Here is an 11,407-nt window from a genome sequence, read left to right on the forward strand (position 1 = left end):
TGACCTGCTCGGGCTTCACGCCCGCACGCTCCAGCACCGCGCGGATCACCGTCGCGCCCAGCTCGGGCGCCGCAATCTTCGCAAGCGAGCCGCCGAATTTGCCGACCGCGGTCCGCGCGGCCGATACGATCACTACGTCCGTCATTTCCCTTTCCTCCAGGCCCGCACGACACGGCGCATCGTTACCGGCCCTGTTAAAAAAAACTGCGGTGCATCGGACAGCGTGCGCCGCTGTCCGGTTTTCGTCAATCGCGCTGCAATACGTAGCGCCCCGGCGCCGGCTCGATCACCGGGAACTGGGCGGAACCCGGCTTGGCGGGCGGCGCCACCTTGCGGCCGCCGTACTGGTCGAGCCACTCGGCCCAGGTCGTCCACCAGCTTCCCGGCTGCTCGGCCGCACCGGCGAACCAGTCGTCCGCGGCTTCGGGCAGGTCGCTGTCGTTGACCCAGTAGCTGCGTTTCTTCTTCGCCGGCGGATTGATCACGCCCGCGATGTGACCCGACGCGCCGAGCACGAACTTCAGCGGGCCCGACAGGATCGACGTCGACGCGTAGGCCGTCTGCCACGGCACGATGTGATCCTCGCGCGAGCCATAGATGAAGGTCGGCACGTCGATCAGCGACAGGTCGACGGATTCGCCGCACACGGTCAGCGCGCCCGGCTCGCGCAGCTTGTTCTCGAGATAGGTATTGCGCAGGTACCACGCGTACATCGGGCCCGGCAGGCTCGTCGAATCGCTGTTCCAGTACAGCAGATCGAACGGCGCGGGCGTGCGGCCCTTCAGGTAGTTGTCGACGACGTAGTTCCACACGAGATCGTTCGGCCGCAGGAACGAGAACGTGTTCGCGAACTCCACGCCGCGCATCAGCCCCGGTTGCGTGCCGTTCTTGCCGCCGATGGTCTGCTCGCGCATCTGCACGTGCGCCTCGTCGACGAACACGTCGAGAATGCCCGTGTCGGTGAAGTCGAGCATCGCGGTGAGCAGTGTCATCGACGCGGCCGGGTGTTCGCCGCGCGCGGCGAGCACCGCCAGCGCGGTCGCGAGCATCGTGCCGCCGACGCAGAAGCCGAGCGTGTTGATCTGTTCGCGGCCGCTGACCTGCTGCACGGCATCGATCGCCGCGAGCAGCCCTTCGTTCATGTAGTCGTCCCACGTCTTGTGCGCGACCGATGCATCCGCATTGCGCCACGACACGAGGAACACCTGATGGCCGCTCGACAGCGCGTGCGCGACGAGCGAATTCTCGGGCTGCAGGTCGAGGATGTAGAACTTGTTGATGCACGGCGGGACGATCAGCAGCGGCCGCTCGAACACCTTGTCCGTCTTCGGCGCGTACTGGATCAACTGGATCAGGTCGTTCTCGTAGACGACGGAGCCTTCAGTACACCCGAGGTTCTTGCCGACCACGAACTGCGATTCGTCGGTCTGCGAAATCTTGCCGCGCTGCAGGTCGCCGAGCAGGTTCATCATCCCCTGCCGCAGGCTTTCGCCCTGCGTCTCGAGAATCGATTTCTGCGCGTCGGGATTGAGTGCGAGGAAGTTGCTCGGCGCGGCGGCGGCCGTCCATTGCTGGACCGTGAACCGGATGCGCTCGCGCGTCTTCGCATCGGTCTGCAGCGCGTCGGCCAGTTCCTGCAGATAGCGCGCGTTGAGCAGATACCAGGCAGCCGCGAACGCATGCGCCGGCGACGCCTTCCACGCATCGCCGCTGAAGCGGCGGTCCTTCAGTTCGGGCGATTCGAGCTTCGCGGCGGCCGCCTGCTGCATCAGCGTCATGCAATCGCGCGCGTAGTCGGCCTGCAGCGTCTGCAGCCGTTCGGGCGGAATCGCCGCAACCGGCAGCTTCAGCCCCGCGAACGGCGACGCCATGCTGCCCAGATCGGGCATCGACGGCACCTGGAACGGAAACGAAGTCGGGAACTGGAATGTCGCGAACGGATTGACGGTGGCCGACGCAGTCGCGGCGCGCGCCGGATCTGCAAAACCGCGCCACGCGCTCAACCACGACTCGAACATCTGCTGCATCGGCTGGGCGGCCGGATCGAAACCGGCGCTGCCTGCGGAAGTGCCCGCCTGAGCGGACGTCGACGAATTTTTCGATGCTGTCATTACCTGCCTTACCGGTGATTCGTGAGCGTCTATCGTGAAATCCTGCTCGCGCGCGGCGTGCCGGCTGCGAGCCGGGCCGTCATGCTCTGGAGAGGCATCTCCAGATTCTGCCGCAGTGCGGTATTTTTATCATTATCGTTTTCCCCATGTGAAGCGCCATGTCAAACCGCTGAACATTTCCGCGCGGAGATAATCCGTGTGCAACAGACGGGACAAGGGTTTCGGCGAAACATAAACCATTTTGGTCGTCTTGACTTCGGGATTTTTCATTCGACTGCGCATGCTACGCCGCATTGCCGTCAAAATAGCGAGATAACCGATTTCGCGACGCAACAAAACCATGCGCGCATGCGCATGCGTCAATCTGCCAGCCAGATCGCCGCCGCCATGCGGCCCGTCACGCGGTCGCGACGGTACGAATAGAAGCGCGCGCGTTCGGTGACCGTACAGGCGGTCCCGCCGCTCACGTGCGCCACGCCCGCACGCGCGAGGCGCAGGCGCGCGAGCGCATGGAGATCGGCGAGAAACTTGCCGGGCGCGCCGTCGATCGCGACGAACGCATGACGGGTTTCATCATGCTCCGACTGCGGGGCCGTGTCGAGAAACGCGTCGCGCACGTCGGCGCCGACCTCGAACGCCTGCGGGCCGATCGCCGGCCCGAGGTACGCATGAAGCGTGTCCGTCGCGCCGCCTGCGAGTGCCGCGACGCGCGCCGCGGTCTGCTCGACGATGCCGGCCGCGAGCCCGCGCCAGCCCGCATGCGCGGCGCCGACCGCGCGGCCCTGCGCGTCGCACAGCAGCACGGGCAGGCAGTCGGCCACCATCACGACGCAGACGGCGCCCGTCCGGTCCGTGACGCTCGCGTCGGCCTGCACCGGCGCCGCAGCCGCGGGCGCCGCCGCGATCACCTCGTCGGCGCGCACGATCTGCGCGCCGTGAACCTGCTCGAGCCATGCCGCGCTCGACTGGCCTGCCAGCGCGAGCAAGCGCGCGCGATTCCCGGCGACATGGGCCGGATCGTCACCGGTATGCAGGCCGAGATTCATCCCGCCCGCCATCGCGGCGCCGTCCTGCCAGCGCCCGTACGGGCCTTCGCTCACGCCGCCGTCGCGCGTCGTGATCAGCGCGCGCACGCGCGGCGACACCTGCCAGTCGGGCTGCACGCAGTCCTGCCACGTCAACGGCGCCAGGTTCGTCATCGGCACTCACTCCTCCTCATCGTCCAGGTACGGCTCATCGTCGTGATACTCGCCGCCGAAATCGTCATCGTCGTAGACACCGTCGTCGTCGTCGAATTCCTCGTCGCCCTGCCCGAAGCCGAGCGCCGCGACGAGTGCGTTCATATCGTCCGGCAACGGGCAGCGCCACTGCATCGCCTTGCCCGTGACCGGATGCACGAGGCCGAGCCGCCATGCATGCAGCGCCTGTCGCGCGAACCCGTCCGGCAGCGGCGCGACCGAGCGCTTGCCGCGCGCGCGTCCGTAGACGGGGTCGCCGAGCAGCGGGTGCCCGGCATGCGCGCAGTGCACGCGGATCTGATGCGTGCGGCCGGTTTCGAGGTCGCACTGGATCGCCGAAACCGGCTGACGTTGCCACACGCATGTGTCAACCGTGCGGAAATGCGTGCGCGCGGGCTTGCCCGACGCGCCCGTGACGACGGCCATGCGCGTGCGCTCGCGCGGATCGCGGCCGATCGGCGCGTCGATCGTACCTTCCTCGGGCATCGTGCCCCACACGAGCGCGAAATAGCGGCGCTTCACCGTGCGGGCCTGCAGTTGGCGCACGAGGTCCGTCTGCGCGGCCAGCGTGCGTGCCACCACCATCAGGCCGGAGGTCTCCTTGTCGAGCCGGTGGACGATCCCCGCGCGCGGCAGGCCGGCCGCCGCTTCGCCGTAACGATGCAGCAGGCCGTTCAGGATCGTGCCGCTCCAGTTGCCGGCCGCCGGGTGCACGACGAGGCCGGCCGGCTTGTTGATGACGACGAGCGCGTCGTCCTCGTAGATGACGTCGAGCGGCACGGGTTCCGGCGTGAACGCGAGCTGCTCGGGAAGCAGGTCGGGCACGAGCTCGATCTTCGCGCCGAGCGGCACCGGCTGGCGGATCTTCGCGGGCGCGCCGTCGACCAGCACGCGCTGCGCCTCGATCCAGCTCTGCAGGCGGCTGCGGGAGAATTCGGGGAACAGTTGGGCGAGCGCCTTGTCGAGGCGTTCGCCCGCGAGCGGCAGCGGCACTTCGACGACGCGCGGCGCGTCGTCGCCCGCCGCTGACGGCACTACGGGCGGTTGCAATACGTCGCCGGTCAGATCGTCATCGAGGGAATCCCCCGAGGCAGCGTCGGCGGGCCGACCGCTTGGGCTATAATCTTCGCGATTTGGTGTGCCCGGCTGGGCATTCTGCGAACTTGAACGGGTCATTTAGACTGGGTCACCGAGACTTGAAGCTAGGACATGCGAGCATGATGAATTCGACCAAACGTACGGCCAGAACCGTCGCCGCCCGGGCTGCGGCGGTAGCGGCCGCGGCCCTCATCGCCGGCTGCCACGGCTTGCCGCAGAAGCAGGACGAGACGGCTACCTGGTCGAACAACAAATTATACTCAGAGGCCCAGGACGCACTGTCCGGCGGCGACTGGGGCAAGTGCGCGAAATATTTCGAATCGCTGCAAGGTCGCGATCCGTTCGGCCATTTCGCGCAGCAAGCACAGATCAACGTTGCATACTGCAACTGGAAGGATAACGAAGCGGCAGCCGCCGACCAGGCCGTCGACCGCTTCATCCAGCTCCACCCCGATCATCCGGATATCCCGTACGCGTACTACCTGAAGGGGATGATCCACTTCAACGACGATCTGGGCCTGTTCGGCCGCTTCTCCGGCCAGGACATGAGCGAACGCGATCCGCAGGCGCTGCGCGAATCGTACGATGCGTTCAAGGTCGTCGTCGACCGCTTCCCGAAGAGCAAGTACGCGCCCGACGCAGCCGCACGGATGCGCTACATCGTCAACGCGCTCGCGTCGCACGAAGTGCACGCGGCCGACTACTACTACCGCCGTGGCGCGTATGTCGCGGCAATCAACCGCGCGCAGCTCGCGATCAAGGACTACAAGGGCGCACCGGCGATCGAGGACGCGCTGCACATCATGATCCTGTCGTACGGCAAGCTGAACCAGCCGCAACTCGCCGAGGACACGAAGCGCGTGCTCGCGGGCACGTTCCCCGACAGCCCGTACGTGACCGGCCATTCGCGCCCCGGTGCGAAGAAGTCGTGGTGGCAGTTCTAAAGCGCTGCGCGACGCAACACCAGTTGCACGAACAAAAAACCCGGCCATCGAGCCGGGTTTTTTGTTGGCGCCGCATTCCGGCGGCACAGGTGCGGTCGCGCGGCGGTCGCCGCGCGTGCCGTCACGTGCGTTTTTCCGAGCGGTGCTCGTCGAAGAAGTCCTGGACGACCGCGATCTCGCGAGTCCGCTTGAACGGCGGCAGGCTCTGCCAGATCCGGCGCCCGTAAGGCTTGTCGACGAGCCGCGTGTCGCAGATCATCAGCACGCCGCGATCCGTCTCCGCACGAATCAGCCGGCCCGCGCCCTGCTTCAGCGTAATCACGGCCTGCGGCAACTGGTGCACGGCGAACGGGCTCAAGCCCTTCTTCGTCAGCGCGTCGAGCCGCGCGGCCAGCACCGGATCGTCGGGCGGCGCGAACGGCAGCTTGTCGATCACGACGAGCGACAGCGCGTCGCCGCGCACGTCGACGCCTTCCCAGAAACTCTGGCTGCCGACCAGGATCGCGTTGCCGTACGCGCGGAAGCGATCGAGCAGCTCGGTGCGGCTCGCATCGCCCTGCACGAGCAGCGGCGTATTCCAGCCGCGCGACTCGATCACGTCGCGCAGCTTCGACGCGATCCGGTCGACCGCGCGCAACGTCGTACACAGCATGAACACGCCGCCGCCGGACGCCTCGATCGCCGGCAGCGCGGCATCGAAGACGGCATCGGTAAATGCGGGCGAAGACGGCTGCGGCAGGTTGCGCGGCACGTACAGCAGCCCCTGCGACTGGTAGTCGAACGGGCTCGCGAGCGTCATCGAACGACGCGAGCTGAGGCCCATCTGCGCCGCGTAGTGCGTGAAATCGCCGCGCACCGACAACGTGGCCGACGTGAACACCCATGCACGCGGCACGCCCGCGCGCTGCTTCGCAAAGATCGGCGCAACCGACAGCGGCGTCTCGTGCAACTGGACGGTATGCGCGAACACCTCGACCCAGCGAACCTTCTCGTTTGGATCGCCGTCGGACGCCGCCTTGTCGCCGGCCGCTGCCTCATCGGCCTTCGCGGCCGCTTCCGCCGCGCCGGGCGCGACCCAGCCGGCCAGCAGGTCCTGCAATTCGCGAGCGCGCCGCAGGCATGCGCCGAGCGATTCCGCCCGCTCGGCCTGGCTCGCGAGTGCCGACGCGAGCGCGTCGAGCGCCGCTTCGAGCGCGTCGAGCGCACCGAACATCGGGTGATCGTCGCCAAGCTGGGCGAGCGACATGCGGACGATCTGGTCGTTCGCGAATGCGAGGCGCAAGTCGCGCGCCGCGCGTTCGAGATCGCCGCCGAGCTTCACCCACTCGACCGCGTCGCGCGCATGGCTCAGGCCTTCGGCCACCGTGTCGCGCGCGAGCTCGAGGATCTGCGTCGTCGACAGCGTTTCGCCGAAAAACAGCGTCGCCGTCTCCGGCAACTGGTGCGCTTCGTCGAAGATGATCGTGTTCGCGTTCGGCAGCAGTTCGGCCATCCCCGTGTCGCGCAGCATGATGTCCGCGAAGAACAGGTGGTGGTTGACGACGACGACGTCAGCCTGCTGTGCCTCGCGCCGCGCCTGCATCACGAAGCATTCCTTGTAGTGCGGGCATTCCTGGCCGAGGCAGTTGTCGCGCGTCGACGTGACCATCGACCACACGGGTGCCGTTTCCGGCACGCTGGCGAGTTCGGCCTTGTCGCCACTCTTCGTGAGCTTCGCGAAGCGGACGATTTCCTGCAGGTAAGCCGTGTCCTGCCGCGACGGCAGGCGGCCGTTGTCGGCCGTGCGTTGCAGGTAGTAGTGGCACAGGTAGTTTGCGCGGCCCTTGAGCATCGCGACCGTCACCGGCACCGCGAGCGCGTTGCGCACGGTCGGGATGTCGCGCTGGAACAACTGGTCCTGCAGGTGCTTCGTGCCGGTCGACACGATTACCTTGCCGCCCCACAGCATCGCGGGCACGAGATACGCATAGGTCTTGCCGGTACCCGTGCCGGCCTCGACGATCAGCGTGTTGTCGCCTGCGTCGTTATCGGACTCGGCGGCCGCGGCATCGTCCGCCGCCGGCCCGGCCGTCTTGTCGCCGTCGCCAAGGCGGCGCGCCGGCCGCTTGCGGGTTTCGAAGATCTCGGGTTCGGGCATCCGGCGCGCGGACGCTTCCATCGCGGACGCAACCGCACGCGCCATCTCGATCTGCGACGTACGCGGCCGATAGCCGTCGAGCGCGCGCGCCAGCAACCCGCCAACGCCGAAGATCGTGTCGAGTTCGTCGACGCGTTTGCGGCTCAGCTCGAAGGTGCCTTCGGGCGCACGAACGCGCCCGGCGGACGATGTGTCTCGCCGGGCATCGGGGGTGGCTTCAAGCGGTGAATTCAAGGCAAGCGTTCCTGTGTCCAGCGCCCGAGCGGCGCCGGCGCTTGCCAGGCCGCGCTCAGGCGCGCTTATCCGGTTCCAGCTGCGATTGCAGCAAAATGATTTTGTCCTTGGCTGCCAGCTTTTCCTTCTTCAGCCGGTGCAGCGTGATGTCGTCGATGTCGGAGTGCCCTTCCTTCAGCTCGATCTCCCGAGCGAGCTGCTGGTGCTGCTCCTGCAATGCAGCCAAACGGTTGTGCAATTCCTGCTGCTGTTCCGTGAGACGGTTTTGCATGTTTGCCTCCTCATCGAAGCAGCGCGCCGGCTGGCGTGCCAACGCGCACGAGACTGATCCCGATCAATCCAACACGTTACTGCCCCTGCTGTTGCTGCTGCTTGGCCTTCTCGGCCGCTTCCTGCTGACGCCGCTCGACATCGGCCTTGTGCTGCGCGGCTTCCTTCTGCTTCTGCTCGTAGCGCACGGCGTTGTCCGCCCGCTCCTGCGCCTTCTGCGCCGCCTGCTGGTGCGCCTGGTCGAGCTTGCGCTGGAAGTCGGCCTGCTTCTGGTCGTATGCCTGCTTGCTCGCCGCGCGCTGCGGCCCTTCCGCGCCGCGCTGTGCCTGCTTCAGCGCATTCTGCTCCTGCTTGTCGCGGAACGCAGCCGCGTTCGCCGCGTCGTTCGCCGCGCGCTGCGGCGCTTCCGCCGCGTTCTGCGCCTGCTTTAGCGCCTGTTGCTGGTCGCGCTGCTGCGCGCGCACCGCGCGCTGCTCGTCGTCGAGCGCGAGCTGTTCCTGGCGGATGCTCGCGCGCTCGTCGCGCATCTGGTCGCGCGCCTTGCCGAGACAGTGATTGACGAAGAACTTGCTGTAGCAATCGTGCTCGGCCACCGCATAACGATAATCGTTTTCCGCGGAGCGTTGATTGAGCACTTTTTGACGGGCGTCGAAATCCGGTGCGGCCGTGGACGTAACGGGCGCGGTTGCTGCGGCGGCCGGCGCGGTTGTGCCAGAAGCCTGCGCGAACGCACCGGAAGGCCCGGCAGACAAAGCCGCGGCGAGCGCTGCGCCGAGCGCGACGAGAGAAATGCGGGAAGTTGGCAACGTCGTAGGAAAGCTGCGGGACATGTGTCAAATTCTATCACCCCCGGCTGGACGCTCCGTCATTTATGGCAAAATGCCCCGCTTCACCCACCCGCGGCATCTGGCCCGTCGGGCCCGCCATGCAGCCCGCCGTGCCGGGCCTGCCGGCCCGCGCCGCGATTTCAGCAGGCACATCATCCACGACATGACGGAAACCGTAGCACTCAAGATCGTACAGCGCATCGCCACCGAACTGTCCGTCCAGCCGCGCCAGGTCGCGGCGGCCGTGCAACTCCTCGACGAAGGCTCGACCGTTCCGTTCATTGCCCGGTACCGCAAGGAAGTGACCGGCAACCTGGACGACACGCAGCTGCGCCAGCTCGAGGAACGCCTCCTGTATCTGCGCGAACTCGAGGATCGCCGCGCGGCGATCCTGTCGAGCATCGACGAACAGGGCAAGCTGACCGACGAACTGCGCGCCGCGATCGACGCGGCCGACAGCAAGCAGGTGCTCGAAGACCTTTATCTGCCGTACAAGCCGAAGCGCCGCACGCGCGCGCAAATCGCCCGCGAAGCCGGCCTCGAGCCGCTCGCGCAGGCGCTGCTCGCGAACCCGCTGCTCGACCCGCAGGCCGAGGCGGCCGCGTATGTCGACGCCGACAAGGGCGTCGCCGACGTGAAGGCCGCGCTCGACGGCGCGCGCGACATCCTGTCCGAACAGTTCGGCGAGACGGCCGAGCTGCTCGGCAAGCTGCGCGACTACCTGCACAACCAGGGCGTCGTGTCGTCGGCTGTCGTCGAGGGCAAGGAAAACGAGGAAGGCGAGAAATTCCGCGACTATTACGACTACGCGGAAACGATCAAGACCGTGCCGTCGCACCGCGCACTCGCGCTGTTCCGCGGCCGCAACGCGGGCGTGCTGACGGTCAAGCTCGGCCTCGGCGAAGAGCTCGACGCGCAGGTGCCGCATCCCGGCGAGGCGATGATCGCGCGCCATTTCGGCATCGCGAACCAGAACCGCCCGGCCGACAAATGGCTGTCCGACGTATGCCGCTGGTGCTGGCGCGTGAAGGTGCAGCCGCATATCGAGAACGAGCTGCTCACGCAACTGCGTGAAACCGCCGAAACCGAAGCGATCCGTGTGTTCGCGCGCAACCTGAACGACCTGCTGCTCGCGGCGCCGGCCGGCCCGAAGGCCGTGATCGGTCTCGACCCCGGCCTGCGCACCGGCGTGAAGGTCGCAGTCGTCGACCGCACCGGCAAGGTACTCGCGACCGACACGATCTACCCGCACGAGCCGCGCCGCGACTGGGACGGCTCGATCGCGAAACTCGCGCGCATCGCCGCGCAGACGCAGGCCGAACTGATCAGCATCGGCAACGGCACCGCGTCGCGCGAAACCGACAAGCTCGCGAGCGAACTGATCGCGAAACACCCCGAGCTGCGCCTGCAGAAGATCGTCGTGTCGGAAGCCGGCGCGTCGGTCTACTCGGCGTCCGAGCTCGCGGCGAAGGAATTCCCGGAGCTCGACGTGTCGCTGCGCGGCGCCGTGTCGATCGCGCGCCGCCTGCAGGATCCGCTCGCCGAACTCGTGAAGATCGAGCCGAAGGCGATCGGCGTCGGCCAGTACCAGCACGACGTGAACCAGCGTGAACTCGCCCGCTCGCTCGACGCGGTCGTCGAGGATTGCGTGAACGCGGTCGGCGTCGACGCGAACACGGCATCGGCCCCGCTGCTCGCACGCGTGTCGGGCCTGAACGCGACGCTCGCGCGCAACATCGTCGACTACCGCGATGCGAACGGCCCGTTCCCGTCGCGCGAGCACCTGCGCAAGGTGCCGCGCCTCGGCGACAAGACGTTCGAACAGGCCGCCGGCTTCCTGCGCATCAACGGCGGCGAAAATCCGCTCGACCGCTCGTCGGTGCACCCGGAAGCCTATCCGGTCGTCGAGCGGATGCTCGCGAAGATCAGCAAGCGCATCGACGACGTGCTCGGCAACCGCGAAGCGCTGTCGGGCCTGTCTCCTGCGGAATTTGTCGACGAACGTTTCGGCCTGCCGACCGTGCGCGACATCCTGTCCGAACTGGAGAAGCCGGGCCGCGATCCGCGCCCGGAATTCAAGACCGCGACGTTCCGCGAAGGCGTCGAGAAGGTGTCGGATCTCGTGCCGGGCATGACGCTCGAAGGGGTCGTGACGAACGTCGCCGCGTTCGGCGCGTTCGTGGATATCGGCGTCCATCAGGACGGCCTCGTCCACGTGTCCGCGATGTCGACGAAATTCATCAAGGACCCGCACGAAGTCGTCAAGGCCGGCCAGGTCGTCAAGGTGAAGGTGCTCGACGTCGACGTGAAGCGCCAGCGCATTGCGCTGACGATGCGCCTCGACGACGATGCGGCAGCCCCCGGCATGTCGTCGCGCGGCAGCCAGGATCGCGGCAACGCGGGACGTGGCGCCGCCCGCCCGCCGCGTTCGCGCGAGCCGGAACCGGCCGGCGCGATGGCCGCGGCATTCGCGAAGCTGAAGCGCTGAGCACGCGAAAGCCGTCGACGCGAGAAAAGCCCGCCGCAAGGCGGGCTTTTCTATTGCTGC

The 11,407-nt window shown here is 67.2% G+C and carries 8 protein-coding genes and 1 pseudogene; 2 read left to right on the top strand and 7 right to left on the bottom strand.

The genetic code is table 11. The features are described 5' to 3' along the window. From ACPUER_RS25875 to ACPUER_RS25890, 4 genes and pseudogenes are all read right to left on the bottom strand, one after another. Positions 1 to 145: pseudogene (locus tag ACPUER_RS25875) on the bottom strand (acetyl-CoA C-acetyltransferase); the annotation flags it as partial. Between the two features lie 100 nt (positions 146 to 245). After that, positions 246 to 2,111, bottom strand: coding sequence for a class I poly(R)-hydroxyalkanoic acid synthase (phaC, locus tag ACPUER_RS25880; RefSeq protein ID WP_425132493.1), 1,866 nt, complete (start codon positions 2,109 to 2,111; stop codon positions 246 to 248). Between the two features lie 359 nt (positions 2,112 to 2,470). Then, on the bottom strand, positions 2,471 to 3,310 hold the full coding sequence (pgeF, locus tag ACPUER_RS25885) for a peptidoglycan editing factor PgeF (protein WP_425132494.1): 840 nt from the start codon (positions 3,308 to 3,310) through the stop codon (positions 2,471 to 2,473). 6 nt (positions 3,311 to 3,316) lie between these two features. After that, the gene (locus ACPUER_RS25890) at positions 3,317 to 4,525 is read right to left on the bottom strand and encodes an RluA family pseudouridine synthase (protein WP_425132495.1); all 1,209 of its coding nucleotides are present in this window, start codon (positions 4,523 to 4,525) and stop codon (positions 3,317 to 3,319) included. 41 nt (positions 4,526 to 4,566) lie between these two features. Here ACPUER_RS25890 and ACPUER_RS25895 point away from each other — a divergent pair, with 41 nt between their 5' ends. Beyond that, entirely contained in the window at positions 4,567 to 5,391 is an 825-nt protein-coding gene (locus tag ACPUER_RS25895) for an outer membrane protein assembly factor BamD (RefSeq protein ID WP_021163132.1), read from the top strand. A gap of 121 nt (positions 5,392 to 5,512) precedes the next feature. Here the strand turns inward: ACPUER_RS25895 and ACPUER_RS25900 are convergent, their stop codons facing one another. From ACPUER_RS25900 to ACPUER_RS25910, 3 genes are all read right to left on the bottom strand, one after another. Next, positions 5,513 to 7,762, bottom strand: coding sequence for an ATP-dependent DNA helicase (locus tag ACPUER_RS25900; protein WP_425132496.1), 2,250 nt, complete (start codon positions 7,760 to 7,762; stop codon positions 5,513 to 5,515). Positions 7,763 to 7,817: 55 nt separating this feature from the next. Further along, on the bottom strand, positions 7,818 to 8,033 hold the full coding sequence (locus tag ACPUER_RS25905; protein ID WP_034181296.1) for a YdcH family protein: 216 nt from the start codon (positions 8,031 to 8,033) through the stop codon (positions 7,818 to 7,820). 76 nt (positions 8,034 to 8,109) lie between these two features. Beyond that, positions 8,110 to 8,862: a hypothetical protein gene (locus ACPUER_RS25910; RefSeq protein WP_175960896.1), complete on the bottom strand. Its 753-nt coding sequence runs from the start codon at positions 8,860 to 8,862 to the stop codon at positions 8,110 to 8,112. A 160-nt stretch (positions 8,863 to 9,022) separates the two neighbouring features. Between ACPUER_RS25910 and ACPUER_RS25915 the strand changes: the two genes are divergently transcribed. Next, positions 9,023 to 11,347: a Tex family protein gene (locus ACPUER_RS25915; RefSeq protein WP_072437239.1), complete on the top strand. Its 2,325-nt coding sequence runs from the start codon at positions 9,023 to 9,025 to the stop codon at positions 11,345 to 11,347. Positions 11,348 to 11,407 lie beyond the last annotated feature (60 nt).

This window comes from Burkholderia sp. DN3021 (genome assembly GCF_049805555.1).
Classification (GTDB): domain Bacteria; phylum Pseudomonadota; class Gammaproteobacteria; order Burkholderiales; family Burkholderiaceae; genus Burkholderia; species Burkholderia pyrrocinia_C.

Coding starts and splice junctions, on each gene's coding strand:
- phaC (WP_425132493.1), bottom strand. CDS start 2,111: ATGACAGCATCGAAAAATTCGTCGACGTCCGCTCAGGCGGGCACTTCC.
- pgeF (WP_425132494.1), bottom strand. CDS start 3,310: ATGACGAACCTGGCGCCGTTGACGTGGCAGGACTGCGTGCAGCCCGAC.
- ACPUER_RS25890 (WP_425132495.1), bottom strand. CDS start 4,525: ATGACCCGTTCAAGTTCGCAGAATGCCCAGCCGGGCACACCAAATCGC.
- ACPUER_RS25895 (WP_021163132.1), top strand. CDS start 4,567: ATGATGAATTCGACCAAACGTACGGCCAGAACCGTCGCCGCCCGGGCT.
- ACPUER_RS25905 (WP_034181296.1), bottom strand. CDS start 8,033: ATGCAAAACCGTCTCACGGAACAGCAGCAGGAATTGCACAACCGTTTG.
- ACPUER_RS25910 (WP_175960896.1), bottom strand. CDS start 8,862: ATGTCCCGCAGCTTTCCTACGACGTTGCCAACTTCCCGCATTTCTCTC.
- ACPUER_RS25915 (WP_072437239.1), top strand. CDS start 9,023: ATGACGGAAACCGTAGCACTCAAGATCGTACAGCGCATCGCCACCGAA.